Annotated in this window: 19 protein-coding genes; 12 read left to right on the top strand and 7 right to left on the bottom strand. The window is 69.3% G+C overall.

What is annotated here, in order from left to right; translation table 11 throughout:
• Positions 1 to 1,470 (top strand): efflux transporter outer membrane subunit, encoded by a 1,470-nt coding sequence (locus WS46_RS07545; RefSeq protein ID WP_059689986.1) that lies wholly within the window; start codon positions 1 to 3, stop codon positions 1,468 to 1,470.
• 154 nt (positions 1,471 to 1,624) lie between these two features.
• Here WS46_RS07545 and WS46_RS07540 read toward each other — a convergent pair whose 3' ends face one another.
• Together WS46_RS07540 and WS46_RS07535 are read right to left on the bottom strand one after the other, a co-directional pair.
• The gene (locus WS46_RS07540; RefSeq protein WP_059689985.1) at positions 1,625 to 2,845 is read right to left on the bottom strand and encodes a porin; all 1,221 of its coding nucleotides are present in this window, start codon (positions 2,843 to 2,845) and stop codon (positions 1,625 to 1,627) included.
• A 490-nt stretch (positions 2,846 to 3,335) separates the two neighbouring features.
• The gene (locus tag WS46_RS07535; RefSeq protein ID WP_059525247.1) at positions 3,336 to 4,400 is read right to left on the bottom strand and encodes a phytoene/squalene synthase family protein; all 1,065 of its coding nucleotides are present in this window, start codon (positions 4,398 to 4,400) and stop codon (positions 3,336 to 3,338) included.
• A gap of 370 nt (positions 4,401 to 4,770) precedes the next feature.
• Between WS46_RS07535 and WS46_RS07530 the strand changes: the two genes are divergently transcribed.
• Positions 4,771 to 5,916: a glycerophosphodiester phosphodiesterase gene (locus WS46_RS07530; protein WP_059689984.1), complete on the top strand. Its 1,146-nt coding sequence runs from the start codon at positions 4,771 to 4,773 to the stop codon at positions 5,914 to 5,916.
• Positions 5,917 to 6,014: 98 nt separating this feature from the next.
• Here the strand turns inward: WS46_RS07530 and WS46_RS07525 are convergent, their stop codons facing one another.
• Positions 6,015 to 7,640, bottom strand: a complete 1,626-nt coding sequence (locus tag WS46_RS07525) for a rhodanese-related sulfurtransferase (RefSeq protein WP_059689983.1) — start codon at positions 7,638 to 7,640, stop codon at positions 6,015 to 6,017.
• A 123-nt stretch (positions 7,641 to 7,763) separates the two neighbouring features.
• The gene (locus tag WS46_RS07520) at positions 7,764 to 8,330 is read right to left on the bottom strand and encodes a cysteine dioxygenase (protein ID WP_059689982.1); all 567 of its coding nucleotides are present in this window, start codon (positions 8,328 to 8,330) and stop codon (positions 7,764 to 7,766) included.
• A gap of 74 nt (positions 8,331 to 8,404) precedes the next feature.
• Here WS46_RS07520 and WS46_RS07515 point away from each other — a divergent pair, with 74 nt between their 5' ends.
• Positions 8,405 to 9,328, top strand: a complete 924-nt coding sequence (locus WS46_RS07515) for a LysR family transcriptional regulator (protein ID WP_059689981.1) — start codon at positions 8,405 to 8,407, stop codon at positions 9,326 to 9,328.
• Positions 9,329 to 9,389: 61 nt separating this feature from the next.
• On the opposite strand, the gene WS46_RS07510 is transcribed toward WS46_RS07515, so the two are convergent.
• Positions 9,390 to 10,721, bottom strand: coding sequence for an acyl-CoA dehydrogenase family protein (locus WS46_RS07510; RefSeq protein WP_059689980.1), 1,332 nt, complete (start codon positions 10,719 to 10,721; stop codon positions 9,390 to 9,392).
• A 449-nt stretch (positions 10,722 to 11,170) separates the two neighbouring features.
• Here WS46_RS07510 and WS46_RS07500 point away from each other — a divergent pair, with 449 nt between their 5' ends.
• From WS46_RS07500 to WS46_RS07465, 8 genes are all read left to right on the top strand, one after another.
• Entirely contained in the window at positions 11,171 to 12,256 is a 1,086-nt protein-coding gene (locus WS46_RS07500; protein ID WP_059689978.1) for an LLM class flavin-dependent oxidoreductase, read from the top strand.
• Between the two features lie 20 nt (positions 12,257 to 12,276).
• The gene (locus WS46_RS07495) at positions 12,277 to 13,122 is read left to right on the top strand and encodes a class II aldolase/adducin family protein (RefSeq protein ID WP_059525233.1); all 846 of its coding nucleotides are present in this window, start codon (positions 12,277 to 12,279) and stop codon (positions 13,120 to 13,122) included.
• A gap of 36 nt (positions 13,123 to 13,158) precedes the next feature.
• Positions 13,159 to 14,193, top strand: coding sequence for an ABC transporter substrate-binding protein (locus tag WS46_RS07490; protein ID WP_059689977.1), 1,035 nt, complete (start codon positions 13,159 to 13,161; stop codon positions 14,191 to 14,193).
• Positions 14,194 to 14,197: 4 nt separating this feature from the next.
• A complete protein-coding gene (locus tag WS46_RS07485) occupies positions 14,198 to 15,298 on the top strand; it encodes an ABC transporter permease (RefSeq protein ID WP_059690215.1) in 1,101 nt (366 codons plus the stop codon).
• Positions 15,292 to 16,116, top strand: a complete 825-nt coding sequence (locus tag WS46_RS07480; protein WP_059689976.1) for an ABC transporter ATP-binding protein — start codon at positions 15,292 to 15,294, stop codon at positions 16,114 to 16,116. The genes WS46_RS07485 and WS46_RS07480 overlap by 7 nt, the downstream gene beginning before the upstream one ends.
• A gap of 50 nt (positions 16,117 to 16,166) precedes the next feature.
• On the top strand, positions 16,167 to 17,348 hold the full coding sequence (locus WS46_RS07475) for a cytochrome c (protein WP_059689975.1): 1,182 nt from the start codon (positions 16,167 to 16,169) through the stop codon (positions 17,346 to 17,348).
• Between the two features lie 38 nt (positions 17,349 to 17,386).
• Positions 17,387 to 18,346, top strand: coding sequence for an ABC transporter substrate-binding protein (locus tag WS46_RS07470; protein WP_059689974.1), 960 nt, complete (start codon positions 17,387 to 17,389; stop codon positions 18,344 to 18,346).
• Positions 18,347 to 18,445: 99 nt separating this feature from the next.
• Entirely contained in the window at positions 18,446 to 19,312 is an 867-nt protein-coding gene (locus WS46_RS07465) for an MOSC domain-containing protein (RefSeq protein WP_059525223.1), read from the top strand.
• Between the two features lie 82 nt (positions 19,313 to 19,394).
• On the opposite strand, the gene WS46_RS07460 is transcribed toward WS46_RS07465, so the two are convergent.
• Positions 19,395 to 20,792, bottom strand: coding sequence for a sensor histidine kinase (locus WS46_RS07460; RefSeq protein WP_059690214.1), 1,398 nt, complete (start codon positions 20,790 to 20,792; stop codon positions 19,395 to 19,397).
• Positions 20,793 to 20,919: 127 nt separating this feature from the next.
• Positions 20,920 to 21,594 (bottom strand): response regulator, encoded by a 675-nt coding sequence (locus WS46_RS07455; protein WP_059450182.1) that lies wholly within the window; start codon positions 21,592 to 21,594, stop codon positions 20,920 to 20,922.
• Positions 21,595 to 21,719: 125 nt separating this feature from the next.
• On the opposite strand from WS46_RS07455, the gene WS46_RS07450 reads away from it, so the two are divergent.
• Entirely contained in the window at positions 21,720 to 22,820 is a 1,101-nt protein-coding gene (locus WS46_RS07450) for an ABC transporter substrate-binding protein (RefSeq protein ID WP_059689973.1), read from the top strand.
• Positions 22,821 to 22,918 lie beyond the last annotated feature (98 nt).

The following is a 22,918-nucleotide window of genomic DNA, read 5'->3' as shown; positions in this document are numbered from 1 at the left end:
ATGAAACCGGCTTCGCGTCACGCCTCACACACCGCCCGCGGCAGCGCATTGGCGGCCATTGCGCTGCTCGTCGCCGGATGCGCGGTCGGGCCGGATTTCCGCACGCCGGACGCGCCGGCCACGCAGCGTTACACACGTGACGAAGCGCCCGCGGCGACCGGCGACGCGCAGACGTTCGCGCCTGTCGCGCACACGCTGCAACGCTGGTGGACGCGGTTCGATTCGGCGCCGCTTAACCGGCTCGTCGATACCGCGTGGCAAAACAGCCCGACGCTCGCCGAGGCCCGCGCGCGGCTCGACGAAGCGCGACAGAACCATGCGGCGCAAGCCGGCGCGACGATGCTGCCGCGCGTCGACGCGAACCTGTCCGCCACGCGCCAGAAGGTCGACGTCGCCGCGTTCGGGCTGCCCGCCAACGTGCCGAATCCTGGGCCATTCACGCTGTACGACGCGTCGGTGAGCGTGTCGTACGTCCTCGACGTGTTCGGCGGCAACCGGCGCGCGCTCGAAGCGCTGCGCGCCCAGATCGACTATCAGGCATACACGCTCGACGCCGCGCGCCTGACGCTCGCGGGCAACGTCGTCGCGACCGCGATCCTGCGCGCGTCGCTCGCGCAGCAGATCGCGCTCACGCGCCAGCTCGTCGACGCGCAGGCGCGGCAGTTGCGCATCGTCGAAGCGCGCTTCGCGGCGGGCGGCGTATCGCAGGCCGACGTGCATGCGCAGCGCACGCTGCTCGCGCAGACGCAGGCCTCGCTGCCGCCGCTCGCGGCCCGCTTCGCGCAGGCCGGCCACCGGCTCGCGATCCTGCTGGGCGCGCCGCCGTCCGACGCCGCATTGCCCGACCTCACGCTCGATGCGCTCGCGCTGCCACACACGCTGCCGGTCGCGCTGCCGTCGACGCTCGCGCGCGAACGGCCCGACATCCGCGCGGCGGAGGCCGTGCTGCACCAGGCGAGCGCGAACGTCGGCGTGGCGACCGCGAACCTGTATCCGCGTTTTTCGATTTCGGCGGGAATCGGTTCGGAACGCACGCGCATTGCGGATATCGTGAGCGGGCTCAATGTCTGGAATGTCGGTCTCGGCCTGACGCAGCCGCTCTTTCACGGTGGCGAACTGCGCGCGAAAAAGCGCGCGGCCGAAGCCGCATACGACGCCGCGTTCGCAAGCTATCGGGAAACCGTGCTGCTGGCGCTCCAGCAGGTGGCCGACGCGATGCGCGCGGTCGAACACGATGCGGCGGAGCTCGAGGCACGAGACACGGCCGCACGGGAAGCGGCGGCAGGCAACGCGATTGCCGGCGACCGTTACGCGGCAGGCGGGATCAGCACGTTCGCGCTGCTCGATGCGCAGCGGCAGGCACTGCAGACCGCACTCGACCGCACGCGCGCGCAGGCCGACCGGCTTGCCGATACGGCGGCACTGTTTCAGTCGCTGGCGGGGAACTGGTCGGACGATTCGAGCCGCTGACGATCGGGACGGCTTGGGCATACGTCGTCGGACGCTGCTCGGCCGACGACGGCACCCGCGCCACGCGTGCGGCGCGCACCCACGAAAAAAAACCGGCCCGAAGGCCGGTTTTTCATACCGCATGCCGTGAGCGGCGCTCACGCGCCGCGCGACATCAGAAGCGGTGGATCAGGCCGACGCCTGCAGCGATCTGGTTCTGCTTCGAACCCGCGCCCACGCCGTCGCCGATCGACGTCGTTGCGTTGACGATGCCGCCGGTCAGGCCGCTGATCGTGTTGCCGCTAGCGTGCTGGTACGCTTCAACCGCGTACAGGCCCGTGCGCTTCGACAGGCTGTAGTACTGCGACAGCGTGACCTGGTGGTACTTGGCCGCGCTCGAGACGCCGTTCGATTGGGTCGCACGCGTGTACGAGTAGCCTGCCGCGAAGTCCCACTGCGGCGCTGCCTTCCAGTGCAGCACTGCGCCCGCCGTGTTGAAGATCGCCGTATTGTGGAATGCCGACAGGTTGCCCGGGATGTACTGGACGTTCGAGTACGACACCGAGATGTCCCACGCCGGCGTGAACTGGTAACCGGCCGTCACGGCGACACGCTGCTGCGACTGTGCCGTCTTGTAGCCGCCGTTGATCGACGACACGGCCTGCTCGGCACCGTTGCCGTTCGAATCCAGACCGTTTTGCGCGGTCGAGTTCGCGCCCCACACGCCGCCGCCGAGCGTCGCGTTGTTGATGCGCTGATAGCCGACCGCGATGCCTGCCGGGCCGTTCAGGTACTGGATCGCCGCGCTCCAGGTCGAGCCGCGGTTGAAGCTGCCTGCCACGCCGCCGAGCGAGTACGAACCGCCGACCGTGAAGCCGTAGAACTTCGGCGACATGTAGACGAGCGAGTTGTTCGCGCGGTAGCTGGTGTCCAGCGAGTCGATATCGCCCGGGTGCGCGCCGTAGTAACCGGTCAGCCAGGTCGTCGGGCTATACGGCGACAGCAGCGTGTAGTACGCGGTGTACTGGCGGCCGGCCGTCAGCGTACCGTACGTCGGGTTGGTCAGACCCACCCACGCCTGACGCGTGAAGATGCCGTTCGTCCATTGCGACGAGCCGTTGTTCGCGTTGAAGCCGGCTTCCAACTGGAAAATCGCCTTCGTGCCGCCGCCGAGATCTTCGCTGCCCTTCAGGCCGAAGCGGCTGCCTGCCCAAATGCCGGTGGCCATCTGCACCTTCGAGTGACCGCCCGAAACCGCGCTGGTCGCCGACGAGTTGTTCTGCCAGGCGATGGCGTTGTCGACGATACCGTACAGGGTCACGCTGCTCTGGGCGTGGGCGGCGGTAGCGGCTGCGAGACCCACTGCCGTCATGGCGAAAGCGACGCGCTTTTTCATTGATTCTCCGTCCTCAAAGAATGATTTCTTTTCTGGTGTGGTTTTATGACTGACACATGTGCGAGTACATGCCGGTGCGATTCTGACGGATTACCAATCGTTTCCCAACATGTGCAGTCGGTCATCGTATGATCGACGCAACGCAGGGGTTCACCAAACGGTTACATAACACCTGAAAACGCTTACGCGGTGGGCCTTTCCGGCATTTCCCGGTGAAAACCCTAGCTTTACATTTTTACTGGTGCATCGCGACCGTCCAATGTCGTCAGACGCCTTCGGCAACAACCTTCTTACAAATGCGCGACCGCGGCGGCTGCCACGATTCAACGCCGCCGCGCAGGATCGCTGACATTCATGACACCCACGTTTCGGAAAGCGAAATCGTGAAAACGTTTCAGTGCGTGTGGGGAGAATCGGACGGAAGCGGCCCGGCGAATGCGGGCCGAGGGGCGATGCCCGCGCCTGTCGCGCCGGCATCGTTCAGCGAGAATCAGCGCGCGGACGGCTGCTCGATCCGCGCGTTCACCGCGTCGACGAGCGCGTTCATGCGCGCACGGATCGCCGCGTTCGAGCCGACGAGCGCGAGCGACGACGCCATGATCCGGTAGATCCGCTTGCGCGGCACCTTCGCCGGCCTCGCCGGATCGAGCCACGCGTCATGGCCGGCCAGCCGTTCGAGCGTTTCGAGGCCGATCATGATCGGCCACAGACACGCGAGCCGCAGACGCACGAAACGGCGCGGAATCGCCAGCGTGTACCGGCACGCGTCGCGATACTGATCGAGCGCCACGCGCAGCAGGTCGACCAGCACGCCGCGCGCGCGCGCCGACGCGTCGGGCGACATCAGGTCGGCGACGCCCACGCGGTGCGCGGCCAGCACGTCGTCCGGCAGGTAGCAGCGGCCGATCCGCAGGTCCTTCGCGCAGTCGCGCAGGATGTTGGTCATCTGCAGCGCCTTGCCGAAACGAATGCCCTTCTCGCGCATGTCCGCCAGGTCCCAGCCGCGCGCGGCCCGCGTGTGCGCGCCGGTCATGTCGGTCCAGAATTCGCCGACGCAGCCGGCGACCAGATACGTGTAGCGATCGAGCATGTCGCGGTCCGGCAACGACGCGACCTCTCCCGACTGTTCGTCGGGGAACGTGCGCAGGTCGAACTCCATCCCCGACGTCAGCGTCGCGACGACCTTGCGGATCGATGCGCGATCCGCCTCCGGCTGCGCGCGCAGCAGCGCGAGCATCGGCTGCATCGAGCCGAGCAGCACGTGCTCGTGCGAATCCGTCTGCATTCGCGTCACGTCCTCCAGCGCACGCGACAGCGCCGCGCCGTCGCCGAGCCGCTCGACCTCGTCGCGCAGGTCGGTCAGCAGCGCCGCGCGGCGATCGGGCGCGACGAGCGCCGTGTCGGCGATCGTGTCGGCCGCGCGCGCGAGCAGGTAGGCCAGGCCGACCGGGTCGCGCATGCCGTCGGGCAGCACGCGCAGCGTCAGGTAGAAGGAGCGGGAAACGTTCTTCAGCAGGTCGCCGAGCAGGTAGGCGGGATCGGTATGGGTCGTCATGGGTCGGTAAAAATCGGCCGGCGCGGGCCCCGGACGCACACGGGCGCCGGGCGCCCGCGCCGGCCCGCGAGTCGCCGCATCGTCGCGCGGGCGGGCGTCGGCCCGGCGCGGCGATGCAAAAGTCCCGCAAGTTTAGTGCATCCGGCGCGCCGGCTCCCGGCGACGGCCGGATCGCACCGCTCGCACGGTCGCGCGATCCGACCGTCCCGTGCGTCTTGCGCGGCAACACAAAAGAAAGGCGCGAGTAATACATATGTAATTATTCGATGCGACGATCGCGTCCCGTTCGATCCCGCTCGGCCCGCCGAGACAGGCCGCAGCGCCGGAACGACGCCCCTTTCACCGACTTCCGTTTCGAAGGTTCACCGACATGCTCTTCACGCGCCCGACCGCCCTGCGCTGCATCCCGTTCGCCTGTGCCGCCGCCCTCCTGCTCGCCGCCTGCGGCGGCGACGACGTGTCGGCATCCGATCCGACGCAGCCGATCTCCGCGAAGGTCCAGGTGGTCGGCCATCGCGGCGCGAGTGCGCTGCGCCCCGAACACACACTCGCGTCGTACCGCAAGGCGATCGAGGACGGCGCGGACGTGATCGAGCCCGACCTCGTGTCGACGCGCGACGGCGTGCTCGTCGCGCGCCACGAGAATGAAATCTCCGGCACGACGAACGTGTCGACGCTGCCGCAGTTCGCGAGCCGCAAGGCGACCAAGACGATCGACGGCGCGCAGCTGACCGGCTGGTTCACCGAGGATTTCACGCTCGCCGAGTTGAAGACGCTGCGTGCCCGCGAGCGCATTCCGCAGGTCCGCCCGGCGAACACCGCGTACAACGACCAGTTCGAGATTCCGACCTTCGACGAGATCGTCGCGCTCGCGAAACAGATGTCCGCGCAGACCGGCCGCACGATTCATCTGTATCCGGAAACCAAGCACCCGACCTACTTCCAGTCGGTCGGCCTGCCGCTCGAGGACCGTCTCGTCGATGCGCTGCTGAAGGATCCGTACACGGCACGCACGGCGACCGTCTACATCCAGTCGTTCGAGGTCGCGAACCTGAAGGCGATCCGCAACCGGATCAAGTCGAGCCAGCCGAACTGGAAGCTCGTGCAGTTGATGGACGAAGCCGGCCAGCGTCCGTACGACTTCGTGATGGCGAACGACAAGCGCACCTACGGTGACCTGTCGACGCGCGACGGCATGCGCGAGATCGCGTCCTATGCGAACGGTGTCGGCCCGTACAAGACGTCGATCATCGCCGTGGCCGCGGACGGCACGCTGCAGCAGCCGACGCCGTACGTGCGCTACGCGCACGAAGCCGGCCTCGTCGTGCATCCGTACACGTTCCGTCCGGAGAACAACTTCCTGCCCGCGTCGCTGAAGGACGGCGGCACGCCGGCCACGCGCAACACCGCGGGCTCGGTGCGCGAAATCCAGGCGTACCTGCGCGCGGGCATCGACGGCTTCTTCACCGACGATCCGGCCGTCGGCCGCACGGCCGTCGATACGTTCAAACGGTGAGCGTACCGAACGTGTCGGATGCGCATGCGATGCGCCGCTGAACGCGCGGCAACCGGGCGCGGCGCAAGGCGTGCCGCACACCGGATGCCGCGCCGCGCTCAGATCACGCGGAAGTGGTGCGTGCCGTCCCGCTTCAGTTGGTCGACCAGCCCGTATTCCCAGTCGAGATACGCCTGCATCGCGGCGGCCGCGTTGTCCGTGCCTTCATACGGGCGCCGGTAGCGGTCGACGCGCGGCGACGCCAGATGCGTCTCGCCGTGCTCGAGCGGCAGCCCCGCGTCGATCCACGCGGTCGTGCCGCCGGTCAGCACCGAGATCGCCGCGGAAGCCGGCAGCAACGCGCGCGCGTCGTCCGCCGCGAACCGCGCGAGCAGGCTCGATCCGCACGTGAACACATAGCGCTTCGCCGGCGGAATCGCGGCGAGCGCGTCGCGCAACCGCGCGCGCACGACGAACCACGCGCCGGGAATATGCCGCTTCACGTAGTTCGCGCTGGTCGTCACGTCGACGATCGCGATCTCGCCCGCCCCCGCCTCCTTCAGCCAGCCCGCGAGCGTCGCGGGCGACACCTCGGCCACCTGCGGCGTCGCCGGCACGTCGCGCGGCGGCTGGCCGCGCTCGGTGAAGGCCGCCGTGCCGGCCGGCTCGATCACGCGCACGTCCCAACCCATCTGCGCGAGCCACGACGCGGTCATGTCCGCGCGCACGCCGTCGTCGTCGGCGAGCACGATGCGCGCGCCGCGCACGGCCGCGTGATGGTCGGTCTCCTGGACGAGCTGGCCGCCCGGCGTGCCCAGGAAGCCTGGCAGATGGCCGGCCTCGTATTCCTCCGGCGTGCGCACGTCGAAGCGATACAGCGTGCGGCCCGGCTCGTCGAGCGCGGCGACGTCCGCGAGCGCGATGCGCGGCACGCCGGCGCGCTCGGCCACCGCGCGCGCGGCGCGCCGGGCTTCCTCGCGCTGCGCGGGTTCGACGTCGTCGGGAAAGCGTCGCGCGGCGCCGTGCTCGAGCGTCTGGCCCGCGAGCGTCCAGCCGATCGTGCCGTTGCGCAGTGCCGCGACCGGGTTCGGCAGCCCCGCGTTCACGAGCGACTGCGTGCCGATGATGCTGCGCGTGCGGCCCGCGCAGTTCACCACGACCCGGGTCGCGGGGTTCGGCGCGAGCGCGCGCACGCGCAGCACGAGTTCCGCCCCCGGCACGCTCGTCGACGTCGGGATGTTCATCGTCTGATACTCGTCGAAGCGGCGCGCGTCGACGATCACGACGTCGGCCTTCTCGTCGATCAGCGCCTGCACTTCCTGCGCCGACAGCGACGGCGTATGGCGCTCGGCCTCGACCCATTCGCCGAACGACTTGCTCGGCACGTTCACGTCGATGAACAGCTCGCCGCCCGCGGCGAGCCAGCCCGCGAGACCGCCGTCGAGCAGCCGCACGTCGGTATAGCCGAGCTGCGCGAGCTTCGCGGCCGCGCGCGGCGCGAGATCCTCGCCGTCGGCTTCGCCGAACACGACGATCGGCGTATCGCGGCGCGGAATGCGCGTCCACGCGTCGAGTTCGAGCTTCGACAGCGGAAAATTCGCGGCCCAAAGCGGATGGCCCTGCGCGTATGGATCTTCCTCGCGCACGTCGATCAGCGCGAGCTCGTCGCGTGCCAGGAGGCGTGCGCGTACGTCCTGGTACGACGCGACGGGGAAACGGGAAGTGGAATCAACGGATTGCGTCACGATGTCTCTGTCGGATTCTGTTGAAGGCGGTGAAGAAAGCAAACGGAAAACGGATGAAGCTCGGGGCTGCGGGCGTGTGCGCTCGCAACGGGACGCCCGCGCGTTGCGGCGTCACACGTTCGATCACACGTTCGAATAGCCGGACACGAACGGCTTCACGGTGCCGTCGTCGAGGAACACCGCGCGCTCGACCTTGCCGATGTTCGCGCCGTACACGTGGATGCTGATCGACACCTGGTCGGCGAACGCGTTGGTCACGCGATGCACGTCGCCGATATGCGGCGACACGGCCTCGACGTCGCCCGGCTTCAGCCGCACCGCATCGCCCGACGGTACCGGCTTGCCGGTCGCGTCGAATCGGTACGGCTGCGAAAACTCGCCGCCGCGCAGCATGCCGATCAGCCCCCACACCGTGTGATTGTGGATCGGCGTCGTCTGGCCGGGCCCCCACACGAAGCTGACGACGGAGAACCGCTCGTCGGGATCGAGATGCAGCAGGTACTGGCGGTAGCGCTCGGGATCCGGTTGCGCGAATGCGTCGGGCAGCCAGTCGTCGTGCGCGACGAGCGCGGCAAGCAGCGCGCCGCCCTCGTCGAGAATGCGCGCCTCGTTCGCGCCGGACGCGAGCAGCGCGCCCAGCCCGTCGACGAACGGACGCAGCGGCGTCTGATGCAACGAAAGCGTACTCATCGGCTGCCTCCTCGAATATGATGCCGAATATGATGAATCGTCATGATGCACCCGAAATACCATGCAGAACAAACATGAAAATTAGCGATATCGACGCTTTTGCAGCGGTCGTCCGCTGCCAGACGCTGAGCCAGGCCGCGGCCGAGCTCGGGATGACGCAGCCGGCGATCACGCGGCGCGTGCAGAATCTCGAGGAAGCGCTCGGCGCGACGCTGCTCGACCGCAACACGAAACCGCCGCGTCCGACCGACATCGGCCTGCAGGTGTTCGAGCAGTGCCGCGCGATCCTGCGCGAGGTCGATGCGCTGCGCGAACTGACGGCCGGCCAGCGGCCGCCCGCCGGCGAATTCCGCGTCGGCCTCACGCAAGGCCTCGGCGAACTGATGCTGCCCGGGCTGATCGCGCGGATCGCCGCGCAATGGCCCGCACTCGCCACGCAGGTCACGACCGCCTGGGGCGGCATGCTCGTCGAGCGCGTCGCGCGCCGCGAACTCGATGCGGCGCTGGTGTTTCTGGCCCGCGAAATGGTGCTGCCGCCGCACGTCGAGGGCGAACGGCTGCTGGCCACCCGGCTCGTCGCGGTCGGCCGCAAGGGCGACTGGCCGCGCCGCAGCTACCGGCTCGCCGACTGCCAAGCGCGCGGCTGGGTGCTCAATCCCGACGGCTGCGGCTTTCGCGCGGGCCTGCGCCGCGCGCTCGACGCGCAAGGGCTGCCGATGCCCGTCACGCTCGACGTGTATGGTCGCGACCTGCAATTGCAGAGCGTCGCGAACGGCTTCGGCATCGGGCTGATGCCGCTGCCGCTCGTCGAAGGCAGCCCGCTGCGCGACGCGGTCGAGATCGTGCCGCTCGCCGATTTCAAGCCGCAGATCGATCTGTGGCTGCTGCACCGGCAGGATGCCGCGCGCATCAAGGCGCCGCTCGCGGCCGTGGGCGCGCATGCGCGCGCGGCATTGGCGCTGCCCACGGATGCCACCGCGCACGACGAGGCCGCTTGACCGAGGCCGGCGACGCCGGCACCGCGCTGTCGCGTTTGCGCCGACCGTCCTGCGGTCCCGCTCACGCATCGCTTCGACCGGATGCCGGTGCGTCGCGCGACGTCCCGCCAGTCTCCGCGTTCGCGTTCGCGGTTGCGCTTCGCGCCGCAGCGTCGAGCGCCGCACGCCCGGCGGCGACCGCGATCGCATCGTCCTGCGGCGTATGCACGCGGCTGCACAGCACGTCGCGATAATGACGTTCGAGCGGATTGTGGCGACTCAGCCCGTGATTGCCCGACAGCTTCAACGCGTGCTCGACCGTGCGGATCGCCTGCTCCGTCACGGTTCGCTTGACGAGGCCGCTCGTCGTCACCGTCGGCGCGTCACCCGCATCGGTGCGCGCGATGTGCTCGTCGAGCAGCACGCGGTTCGTGTGCAACCACCCTTCGATCTCGCCGACGGCCTCCTGGATGCGCGGCAGCGTCGCGAGCGGGGCGCCGAGCCCGCTCGGCGCGCGCGTCGTCGCGAACGCGAGCAGCCAGTCGCGTGACGCGCGCGCCACCGCATCGTAGAGGCTGCCGAGCAGCGCGACCATCCACGCCTGCTGGTCAGCCTGCGCGTCGACATCCGCATGGCTCGCGGCCGATACGGCCCACGCATCGGGCGCGCGCACGTCCACCGCATGATCGGCGGGCAGCCGCACGTCGTCGAACACGACCTCGTGGCTGCCCGAGGCGCGCAGGCCCAGGTGATTCCAGCTTTCGATCACGCGGATGCCTGCGTCGTCTTCCACATCGCGCTCGCGCCGCACGAGGAATACGCCGACACGCGGCTCGGGTTCGTCGGTGCGTGCCCACACGGCGAGCCAGCGCAGCGCCGGAATGCCGGTGCTGTACAGCTTGTGGCCGGACAGCCGCCAGCCGTCGCCGTCGCGACGCGCGATCGTTTCGGGCAGGCCGCCGCGCGACGGCGACCCGAGCGCCGGTTCGACGCGCAACGCGTTGATCAGCGCGCCTTCGGCGACCGCACTGTCGAACACCGCACGTCGCACGCGCGCGGGCCAGCGGTTGTCGGCACGGCCGAGCGCGCGATGCTGCAGATACGTCATCGTCAGCACCAGCGCGGTCGCGGGATCGGCGCGGGCGACGGCGGCCACGATCCGGCTCGCCTGCGCGAGCGTCGCGCCCGCGCCGCCATGCTCGCGCGGCACGACCTGCGCGATCAGCCCGGCGCGATGCAGCCGCGCGAAGTTCTCGTGCGGGAAGCGGCCGTCGACGTCGTTACGGGCCGCGTCGGCGGCGAGTTCGGGCGCGAGGCGCTCGAGCAGCGCCGCGACGCGCGCATCGTCGGCAGGCAGGTGGCGCAGCGACGACTGCGGCGGTAGCGGCGAGGAAGCGGCAAGGCTGGCGGACATCGGTACGGATTCCCTCGGTGACTGGGTAGCTGGGTAGCTGGCTAACGGATCGGCGGTCATGGCGAAGATCGATCGGCGGATGGCGCGGCGGCGCGTGAAGCCGGCGGCGACCTGTTGCGCACTCGCGCGCCGTGCCGGTTCGCGGACGTTTGCCGCGAATGCGTGCGCACGCATCGGCATTCGCACCGCGCCGCGCATCCCGGGGCGCATGCCGAGCCGGTTCCCGCCCGGCGCGAAAGCCCCGCCCGACACGCCCCCGACGCCCTTTCGACGCCATCGCGAGCCCACAGCGTATGCGCAACGCACACGCGACCAAACCATGCAAATCTGATATTCAAATCGGGATTGATTATTTCCGTTCTGCATGATCCCGGCGGTAATCTGCGCTCCATTCCCGCCCCGCCGTCCGTTGCCGGCCACGTGGGGCCGTCCTTGCATCGGAGACCCAGATGAGCGTCGAATTCATCGGCATGATCCAGAGCCAGAAGCAGTCGGAAATCCATCCACCTGCCGGCCCCGTCGTCGACCCCGACTACGTGCGCGACTTCGCCCGCGCACATGAAACGGCCGGCTTCGACCGGATCCTCGTCCCGCACCATTCGACCGGCCCGTCCGCGACGCTGACGATCGCGTTCGCCGCCGCCGCGACCGAGCGCATTCACTTCATGCTCGCGCATCGGCCGGGTTTCACCGCGCCGACGCTCGCCGCGCGGCAGATCGCGACGCTCGATCAGTTCAGCCGCGGCCGGCTCGCCGTGCACTTCATCTCCGGCGGCTCGGACAGCGAGCAGCAACGCGACGGCGACTTCCTCGACCACGACGCACGCTACGCACGCACCGACGAGTATCTCGGCATTCTGCGCCGCATCTGGACCGAAACGCAGCCGTTCGATCACGACGGCGCGCATTACCGCTTCACGCAGGGCTTTTCGGAAGTGAAGCCGTTCCAGCAGCCGCACGTGCCGATCTACTTCGGCGGCGCCTCGGAAGCGGCGCTGCAAGTCGCCGGCAAGCACGCGGACGTCTATGCGCTGTGGGGCGAATCGCTCGACCAGGTGCGCGACCTGACGACCCGCGTGCGCGCCGAAGCCGCGAAGCACGGCCGGCAGGTGCGCTTCTCCGTGTCGTTCCGGCCGATCCTCGCGGCGACCGAAGACGAAGCATGGGCGCGCGCGCATCGGATCCTCGACGAAACGCGCCGGCTGCGCGAAGCGGCCGGCCTCGGCAGCGGCGGCCCGCAGCAGAGCGAAGGCGCGCGACGCCTGCTCGCCGCGGCCGAACGCGGCTCGCGCGTCGACAAGCGGCTGTGGACCGAGATCGCAAAGCTCACCGGCGCGCGCTCGAATTCGACCGCGCTGGTCGGCACGCCCGAACAGGTCGCCGACGCACTGCTCGACTACTACGACCTCGGCGTGACGACGTTCCTGATCCGCGGCTTCGATCCGCTCGAAGACGCGATCGACTACGGTCGCGAACTGATTCCGCGCGTGCGCAGCGCCGTCGCCGCACGCGACGCGGCGCGCCGCGCGGCCTGACGCAAAGGGAGACGCCGACCATGTCCGCCGTCCTGGCTTCGTCATCGCCCGTGCGCACCGCGTCGGGCCTCGTCCTCGCCGACACGCCGCGCCAGCATTTCTGGTTCGATCCGCCCGCGCCGCGCGTCGACGTCGCCGCCGAGCGCCGCCACCGGCAGGAGCGGCTCGCGGCCGCGTTCCGCCTGTTCGCGCGCTTCGGGTTCGCGTCGGGCCTCGCCGGCCACATCACCGCGCGCGACCCCGAACTGCCCGACCACTTCTGGGTGAATCCGCTCGGCGTGCATTTCTCGCGGATCAAGGTATCGGACCTGCTGCTCGTCAACGCACGCGGCGAAACCGCGATCGGCAACCGGCCGCTGAACAAGGCCGCGTTCGCGATCCACGCGGCGATTCACGACGCGCATCCGCACATCGTCGCCGCCGCGCACACGCATTCGACCTACGGCAAGGCGTGGTCGACGCTCGGCCGCCCGCTCGATCCGCTGACGCAGGACGCGTGCGTGTTCTACGAGGATCACGCGCTGTTCGACGACTTCACGGGCATGGTCGTCGACACGAGCGAAGGCGCGCGGATCGCGGACGCGCTCGCGAAGCCCGACGGCACCACGCACAAGGGCGTGATCCTGAAGAACCACGGCATCCTGACGGCCGGCCCGACGGTCGAGGCCGCCGCGTGGTGGTACATCGCGCTCGACAACGCCGCGCACACGCAGTTGCTGGCCGAAGCGGCCGGCACGCCGCAACCGATCGATCACGCGACCGCGCGACACACGCACGGCCAGATCGGCGGCCCCGACGGCGCATTGCACGCGTTCGACAGCCTGTTCGCACGCGTCGTCGCCGACGAACCCGACCTGCTCGACTGAGCGCCCTGCCGCACGACCGGAACCGGAGACCACACGATGACCGAACCCACCGCACCCGCGCCGACCGGCGCCCATGACGACAAGCGCCGCCGGCTGCTGCGCGCGGCCGGCGCCGCCGCGCTCGCCGCGCCGGCGATCACGCTCGGCCGCAAAGCATGGTCCGCGCCGCCGCTGAAGAAGCTCACGTTCGCGTGGAATCAGAACGCGTTCTGCCTGACGCCGATCGTCGTCGCGCAGGAAAACGGCTTCTTCGAGAAGAACGGGCTGAAGGTCGAGCTGATCAACTACAGCGGATCGACCGACCAGTTGCTCGAATCGATCGCGACCGGCAAGGCCGACGCGGCGGTCGGGATGATTCACCGCTGGCTGAAGCCGCTCGAAGCCGGCTTCGACGTGAAGATCATCGGCAGCTCGCACGGCGGCTGCGTGCGGCTGCTCGGCGCGAAGACGGCCGGCGTGACGACGCTGCAGGCGCTGAAGGGCAAGACGGTCGGCGTCAGCGATCTCGCGGCGCCCGGCAAGCACTTCTTCTCGATCCTGCTCGCGAAGAACGGCATCGATCCCGAACGCGACATCACGTGGCGGCAGTATCCGGCCGATCTGCTCGGCGTCGCGGTCGACAAGGGCGAGATCCAGGCGATCGCCGACGGCGACCCGAATCTCTATCTGCTCGAAAAGCGCAGCAACGGCGCATATACGGAACTCGCGACGAACCTGTCCGGCGAATATGCGCGCAAGGTGTGCTGCGTGATCGGCGCGCGCGGCGACCTCGTGCGCAACGACCGGCCGGCGGCCGCCGCGCTCGCGCGCTCGATCGTGCAGGCAACCGAATACACGCACGACAACCCGAACGAAGCCGCGAAGGCGTTCGCGAAGTATTCGCCGAAGATCAATCCGGAAGATCTGCGCAAGCTGTACGCGACGCTGACCTACACGCACCACCCGACCAACGTCGATCTGCAGCAGGAAATCGCGTTCTACGCGGACGATTTCCGCCGGATCAGCGTGCTGAAGAAGAGCACCGACCCGCAGCGCTTCGCGCAGCAGGTCTATGCGAACGTGCTGGGGTGACGCGATGTCGACGATCGAACACGCGGCCGCCGCGCGCACCGCAACTGCAACCGCAACCGGCGGTACCGCCGCCGCGCCTGCCACGTCCCGCGCAGCGTGCACGGCCTGCGACGCGACGCTCGCGGCCGAAGCCCGCCGTGCGCGTATCTGGCCGACCGGCGTCGTCGCGGCGCTCGCGTGGGCCGCGCTCGGCGCCGTGACTGACGTGTGGCCGAACCGCGTCGTCGGTTTCACCGACTGGGCGTACACCGACACGTTCGGCATCGCCGCGTGGGCGATCGCCGCGCTGCTGCTGGTCGCCGCGACGCTCGGCCATCGCGTGCCGGCCACGCGCGCGCGGCTTGCCCGCGTGCGCCCGGCCGGCCCGTGGCTCGTCGCACTGCCGCTCGTGCTTGCCGCGTGGGAAATCGTCACGGCCAAAACCGGCTGGCTGCCGACGCCGTTCTTCGCGCCGCCGCAAGCATTGATCGAGGTCTACGTCGACGACTGGCCGCGCCTCGCCGGCAGCGCCGGCAATACGCTGAAGCTGCTTTCGCTCGGGTTCGCGTACGGCGTCGCGGTCGGGTTCGCGGTCGGCGTATCGATCGGCTGGTCGCGCCGCATCGGCTACTGGGTGCATCCGGTGCTGCGCGTGCTCGGCCCGGTGCCGGCCACCGCGCTGCTGCCGCTCACGTTCTACTTCTTCCCGACGAGCTATTCGGCCGCCGCGTTCCTGATCGCGCTGTCGACCGGCTTCCCGGTCGCGGTGCTGACGTGGTCGGGCGTCGCGAGCGTGAACCGGCAGTACTACGACGTCGCGCGCACGCTCGGCGCGAACGCGCGCTTCCTGGTGCTGCGCGTCGCGATTCCCGCCGCGCTGCCGCACGTGTTCGTCGGCATCTTCATGGGGCTGAGCGCGTCGTTTACGGTGCTCGTCGTCGCCGAGATGATGGGCGTCAAGTCGGGGCTCGGCTGGTACCTGAGCTGGGCGCAGGGCTGGGCATCGTACGTGAACATGTATGCGGCGCTGATCGTGATGGCGCTGCTGTTTTCCGGGCTGATCGCGCTGCTGTTCGCAGTGCGCGACCGCGTGCTCGCGTGGCAGAAAGGAACCGTCAAATGGTAAGCGCCGCCGTTCCCGAATCGTCCGTCTCCGCGGCGCCCGCCACGCCCGATGCCACGGCGCCACGCGGCGCGCGCATCGACATTCGCCGCGTGAGCCATGCGTTCGACGGCCCCGGCGGCCCGCTGCCGGTGCTCGACGACGTCACGCTGTCGGTCGCGGCCGGCGAATTCGTCGCGCTGCTCGGCCCGAGCGGCTGCGGAAAATCGACGCTGCTGCGGCTCGTCGCGGGCCTCGATGCCGCGCGACAAGGCCGAATCGCGCAGGACGGCGTGCCGATCGAGCGGCCCGATCCATCGCGCATCGTCGTGTTCCAGGATCCGACGCTCTACCCGTGGCGCCGCGTGCGCGCGAACGTCGCGCTCGGCCTCGAGGCGCGCGGCGTGGCTCGCACCGCGCAACATCGTGTCGACGATGCGCTCGCGCGCGTCGGGCTGCAGGAATTCTCGAACGTGTTTCCGCATCAGTTGTCGGGCGGGATGGCGCAGCGTGTCGCGCTGGCGCGCGCGCTCGTCAACGATCCGCGCCTGCTGATTCTCGACGAGCCGCTCGGCAAGCTCGATTCGCTGACGCGGTTGACGATGCAGGCGGAGCTGACCGCGCTGTGGCAACGCGACGGCTTTTCCGCGCTGCTCGTCACGCACGATGTCGAGGAAGCGCTGTTTCTCGCGCAGCGCGTGATCGTGTTCGGCCCGCGTCCCGCGCGGATCGTCGCGGAACTGCGCGTCGACCTGCCCTATCCGCGCCATCGCGGCGACCCGCGTCTCGCCGAACTGCGCCACGAAGCGCTGCGGCATCTCGGACTCGATGCGAGCTGGTAGATGCCGAGTGCCGCTGGCAGGATGGCCCGCGCACGGCAAAGGCTGCGCCGATGAATGCACCGCCGTTCGCCGACTGGGCGCTGCTGTTCCTGCAGATGCTGTATCGCGCGCAGATCGCATTCGCCCGCGCGCTGCATGCGGCGGGCCTGACCGGGGACGCCGACGGACAGGCCGCGTGGCCCTGGGCACACCGGATCGCGCTCGAAACGCTGCGCATCGATGCCGGGCTCACGCGACAGCTTGCGTTCGCTTGCGCGGCAACCGCGTTCGCCGTGGCGCTGGGCTGCATCGCGCTCGTTTCGCGCAAGTGGCGGGCGGCATCGGCGATCGCCGCACTGGCCGTCGCGTGGTTCGCGCCGTGGCCGCCGGCATCGCTGTGGCTCGCACCCGCCGTGCCGACCAGTTTCCAGCGCAATCCCGCGCCGCTTTCCGTCGCGAACGTGACGCGCGGCGCGCACTTGTATGCGCGGCATTGCGCGGCATGTCACGGCGCGGACGGTCGCGGCGAAGGGCCGCTCGCGGCAACGCTCGCGCATTGGCCGCCGACCTTCGCGGGTGCGCTGCTCGCCCGCCGGCTCGACGGCGAACTGTACTGGCGCGTGCGACACGGTACGCACGACGCGCGCGGCGCGTCGTCGATGCCGGGCTTTGCCGCGACGCTCGGCCCGGCCGACACGTGGGCCGTGCTCGCTTACCTGAAGGCGCTGTCGGCCGGCAGCGGCGCACGGGCGGAAGGCGCGTGGCCCGTGCCCGTTCCGCTGCCCGCGCTCGACGTGCGTTGCGGCAGCGCCGCGCCGCAACCGCTCGAGCGCTGGCGCGAAGGCCAGCGCGTGCGCGTCGTTGCGCTCGCGCCAGGCACCACGCCGCCGACGGAGGATCCGCGCTGGCAGACGCTGCTCGTCACCGCCGACGACACGCCCGCGCCACCGGCAACCGGCCCGCGCGCGAACTGCGTCGCGTCGACGCCGGGTGCCTGGCAAGCGTTCGCGACGATCGCCGGCGTGCCGCCCGAGACGTTCGGCGGCACGCAACTGCTTGCCGACCGGCGCGGCTGGCTGCGGGCGCGCGCGTTGCCCGGCAGCGCGGGCTGGTCGGCCGACGATTTGTTGTGCCGCTCGGACGCGACCGCCCGGCCGTCCGCCGCCCGCGCGAACGTCGATCCGCTGACCGCGCTGCTGCTGCGTGCGGACGCTGAACCCGTGCGCGACGTGCAGGCCGGGCTCCCGCATTGAATCCCTGAACCGTTTCCTCCGATCGACCGAACTTCACGATGAATCCGACCCGACGCCACTTTCTCGCGCAAGCGAGCGCCCTCGCCGCCGCCACCCTCGCCGTCGCGCCGACCGCATTGCACGCGCAATCGGGCACGCGACCGCTGCTGCGTGCCGGCGACCAGAAAGGCGGGCTGCGCGCGCTGCTCGAAGCGGCCGGCGAACTGAACGGCCTCGCATACGACATCGCATGGACCGAATTCCCGGCCGCCGCGCCGCTGGCCGAGGCGCTGAACGCGGCGGCCGTCGACTGCGGACCGATCGGCGACGCACCGGTGATCTTCGCGCTCGCATCGGGCGCGCGCATCAAGGTGATCGGCGCGAACCGCTCCGACCCGTACGGCACCGCCGTGCTCGTGCGGCCCGACGCGACGCTGAAGGACGCCGCCGACCTGAAAGGCAAGCGCATCGGCACCACGCGCGGCTCGATCGGTCATTTCGTCACGCTGAAAGCGCTCGACGCCGCGGGCCTGCCGCCCGACGCCGTATCGTTCCGCTTCCTGCCGCCGGCCGACACGATGCTTGCGCTCGCAACCGGTTCGATCGACGCGTGGGCGACGTGGGAACCCTATACCGCGCTCGCCGAAACGAGCGGCCGCGCGCGCGTGCTCGTCAACGGCCGCGGCCTGTGGTCGGGCCTCAGCTACGTCGCGGCGACCGACGCGGCAATCGCATCGAAGCGCGACGTGCTGCGCGACTTCCTGCAACGCGTCGTGCGCGCGCAAACCTGGTCGTACCGGCACGTCGACGCGTATTCGGCGGCGCTCGCGCGCATCGTCGGCATCCCGCCGGCGGCCGCGAAGCTGCAGTTCGAGCGCCGCAACACGCGTTGGCAGCCGATCGACGCGACGGTGATCGCCGGCCAGCAACGCACGGCCGACTTCTACCTGAAGGCCGGGCTGCTGCGCCAGCCGCTCGACGTGCGCACGACCTTCGACCGCGGCTTTCCGCTGGCGTGACCCGACGCGCGGCGCGGCGCGACGGCCTGCAACCGCCCAAACGGCTTCCGCATGATCTGGCACAATCGCGATTCGACCATCCCGCCTTCAGCCAGCGTCATGCCAGCCATCTCCGAACTCTTCGTCTATCCGATCAAATCCTGCGCCGGCATCGCGCTGTCGCGTGCGCAGCTGCTCGAAACGGGCCTCGCGTACGACCGCCACTGGCTGATCACCACCCCGGACGGGATGATGATCACGCAGCGCACGCACCCGCGCCTCGCGTTGATCCGCACCGCGCTCGAGCACGATGCGCTCGTGCTGAACGCGCCGGGCATGCCCGAGATCCGCACGCCGCTCGACGGCGATGCGACGCCCGCCACGCCGAAGATGGCCGCGACCGTCTGGCGCGACACCGTCGACGCGATCGACACGGGCGCCGAGACGGCCGCGTGGCTCACCGAATTCCTCGGCGTGCCGTTGAAGCTTGCGCGCTTCGGCGCCGAGTCGCGCCGCGGCTGCAACCGCAAATGGACCGGCGACATCGACACGCACACGCAGTTCGCGGACGGCTATCCGCTGCTCGTGATCGGCCAGTCGTCGCTCGACGACCTGAACGCGAAGCTCGTCGCGAAAGGCGCGCCGGCGATTCCGATGAACCGCTTCCGCCCGAACATCGTCGTGTCGGATCTCGATGCATACGAAGAAGATTTCGTCGAGCATCTCGACGCCGAAGGCGACACGCCCGTGCGGCTGCGCCTCGTGAAGCTGTGCACGCGCTGTCCGATGCCGACGATCGACCAGGTGACCGGCGCGCCGAACCCGGAATGGCCGCACGAGCCGACCGACACGATGCAGACCTATCGCGCACATCCGAACTACGACGACGCGCTGACGTTCGGCATCAACGCGATCGTCGTCGAAGGCGCGGGCGCGTGGCTCGAGGTCGGGCAGTCGCTCGAAGCGGAGATCGGGTTCGGCGACTGAGCATATCGCGCCGACGCTGCGCGACGGCGCATCGCTTTCGCCGTCTCCATTCACCGCGGTTGCGTCGAGCGCGGCCCGCCTTCTACTGCGCCGCCGGAACCGTCGGCAGCATCACCGTCACGACCAGCCCGCCGCCCGCCGCATCGGTCAGCGTCACGCTGCCTTGATGCACGCGCGCGATCTCCCGCACGATCGACAGCCCGAGCCCTGTGCCTTCGACAGTCTGCGTCTTACTGCCGCGATGGAAGCGCTCGAACACCGCGTCGCGCTCGGCTGCCGGAATGCCCGGCCCGTTGTCGATCACGTCGAGCCGCGCATGTTCGCCGTCGCGCGACACGCGCACCGTGATCACCGCACGGTCGCCCGAATAACGGATCGCGTTGTCGATCAGGTTGCCGATCATTTCGCCGAGCAGGTCCGGCTGACCGTGCACGTCGACGTCGGCCTCGTGCTCGAAGCCGAGATCGATGTCGCGCGCCCGCGCCACCGGCGACCAGTCGAGCGTCACGCTGCGCGCCAGCCGATGCAACGCGACCGGCTGGTGCGCGACCGCATGGCCGCTGTCCGAATCGAGCCGCGACAGCGACAGCAGCTGCTGGACGATCTTCGCGGCCTGCCGCACCGCACCGTTCACACGCCGCAAGTGCACGTTCACGCGCGGTTGCTCGTCCGGCCGCAAGGCCAGTTCGACGCCGGCCTGCACGGCGGCGAGCGGCGTCTTCAGCTGATGGGCCGCGTCCGCGAAGAAGCGCCGCCGCGCGACCTGCATCCGCTGCGTGCGGCCGATGTACTGGTTGATCGACTCGACGAGCGGCGCGAGCTCGCTCGGCATGCCGCCGGTGTCGAGCGGCGTCGGATCGCCGTCGGTACGCGCGGCGACCTTCGCGGACAGCCGGTTCAGCGGCCGCAGCCCGCGCCCGACGCCGAGCCACACGATCCCGAGCGCGAGCACGACGAGCAAGCCTTCCTGCAGCAGCGAGCCCATCAGGATTTCGCGCGCGAGCGCCTGGCGCCCCTCGATCGTTTCGCCGACCATCACCCATACGATGCGCGTCTGCGCGGTCGGCACGTCGTGCACCGGCACGCGCAACGCGGCCATGCGCAACTGCTCGCCGCGATAGACGACGTTGTAGTAGCGCGTGACGAACAGCGCGCCGTCGCCCGACGGCAACGGCAGGTCCGGATAGCCGGTGATCGTGTGGCCGTTGTCCTCGCGGATCAGGTAGTAGATCTTGCCGCCGTCGCCCGACTCGAACATCTCGAGCGCGAGATACGGCAGGTCGACCTCGATCTCACCGTCGTTGAGCCGCACGCCTTCGCGGATCGACTTCAGCGACGACGACAGCGTGCGATCGAACGCGACGTGCGCGGCGCTCATCGCGCGCTGGTACGTGAGCCACGAGTCGAGCGCGAGCAGCCCGAGCAGCGGCAGCAGCAACCACAGCGCGACTTGCGTGCGCAGGTTCGGACGGCGGATCATCATGTCTGCCACCGGGCCGCCCCAAGCGCGGCATGCGCCCCTTCGGCGGGCAGCGGACGTGTCGATCCGGAATGGCGCTTCAGCGCATACACCGGTCCCGTGCAAGGCTGGCGAGCGTGGGGTTGGTTCATCCGGCGGCCTTCGCTTCGAGCAGATACCCGAGCCCCCGCAGCGTGACGATCGCGACGCCGGTGTTTTCCAGCTTCTTGCGCAGCCGGTACACGTAGATCTCGATCGCGTCCGCATTGACCGATTCGTCGAGCCCGAAGATCTTCTCCGACAGCGTCTCCTTGTTGATCGCGCGCCCGTTGCGCAGGATCAGCACCTCCAGCACCGAGCGCTCGCGCGGCGTGAGCGGCAACGCTTCGCCGGCGAGGTGGAAGCTGCGATCGATACTGTCATACGAAAGCGGCCCGCATTCGACCCGCGAATGCTCGTGACCGAGGCTGCGCCGGATCAGCGCCCGGGCGCGCGCCTCCAGTTCGGTCAGTTCGAACGGCTTCGCGAGATAGTCGTCGGCCCCGAGATCGAGCCCCTTCACGCGGTCCTCGACCGAGCCGTGCGCGGTCAGGATCAGCACCGGCACCGGATTGCGGCGCGCGCGCAACCGTCGCAGCACCTCGAGCCCGTCGAGCTTCGGCAGCCCGAGATCGAGGATCACCAGCGCGTAGTCCTGGGTGCGCAGCACGTGATCCGCCGCCTCCCCGTCCGCCATGTGATCGACCGCGAAACGCGCGGCGCTCAGCGCGTCGTTCAGCGACTGCGCCAGGTTCGGGTTGTCTTCGACGAGCAGCACACGCATGGGGACCTCGGGAAATCCATGACACAAAGGACGCTATTGTGAACCGAAATGAAAGCAGGCTGAAAGTGCTTCGCAATTAACATCCGCGTCACTCGAACAACACACACGCATCACTGGAGGAAGACATGCCGTTTGCACCGAAGCAGCTCGCCGCCGCGCTGGCGATCGTCCTGGGCACCGCCGCCGGCGCCGCCGTCGCGCAGGTTCCGGCCGGATATCCGGGTAACTACCAAGGCGTCGTCGACGCCGCGAAGAAGGAAGGCAAGCTGATCGTCTACTCGACGACCGACACGGGCCTCGTGCGCCCGCTGATCAAGGACTTCGAAAGCCTGTACGGCGTGAAGGTCGAGTACAACGACATGAACAGCACCGAGCTGTACAACCGCTACATCAGCGAGAACGCGGCGAGCAGCACGAGCGCCGACGTGCTGTGGAGCTCGGCGATGGACCTGCAGGTCAAGCTCGTCAACGACGGCCTGATGGCGTCGTACGATTCGCCCGAAAGCGCGAACGTGCCGCAATGGGCGCAATACCAGAAGCAGGCGTACGGCACGACGTTCGAGCCGCTCGCGATCGTCTACAACAAGCGCCTGATCCCCGAGAACGAGGTGCCGAAGACGCGCGCCGACCTGATCAAGCTGCTCACGTCGCAACCCGACAAATTCAAAGGCAAGCTGACGACGTACGACGTCGAGAAATCCGGCGTCGGCTTCAACGCGCTGACGCAGGACGCGCACCTGAACGAGAAGGTCACGTGGGAGCTCGTGAAGGCGATCGGCGCGACCGGTCCGAAGCTGCAGTCGAGCACCGGCGCGATGATGGAGCGCATCTCGTCGGGCGAGAACCTGATCGGCTACAACATCATCGGCTCGTATGCGTACGCGAAGGCGAAGAAGGACAAGTCGATCGGCTACGTATTCCCGAAGGACTACACACAAGTCGTGAGCCGCCTGGCCACGATCTCGAAGAAGGCGAAAAACCCGAACGCCGCGAAGCTGTGGGTCGACTACCTGCTGTCGAAGCGCGGCCAGACGCTGATCGCGAACCAGGCGAACCTGTACGCGATTCGCACGGACGTGACCGGCGAAACGTCGGTCGCGAGCCTCACGAAGGAACTCGGCGATTCGCTGAAGCCGATCCCGATCGGCACCGGCCTGCTCGTCTATCTGGACCAGTCGAAGCGGCTCGCGTTCCTCAAGCAATGGCAGCAGGCGATCAAGAGCTGATCCGCTGATCGGCTTCGGCCGACCGACGGCCGCCCGCCGCACGCCGCGCGGGCGGCCCCTTCCCCTTACCGACTTCCTAGAGGCGGCCATCCGGATGG

It is taken from the genome of Burkholderia sp. RF4-BP95 (assembly GCF_001521985.1).
Taxonomy (GTDB): domain Bacteria; phylum Pseudomonadota; class Gammaproteobacteria; order Burkholderiales; family Burkholderiaceae; genus Burkholderia; species Burkholderia diffusa.
This window is presented reverse-complemented; position numbering and strand designations above follow the sequence as displayed.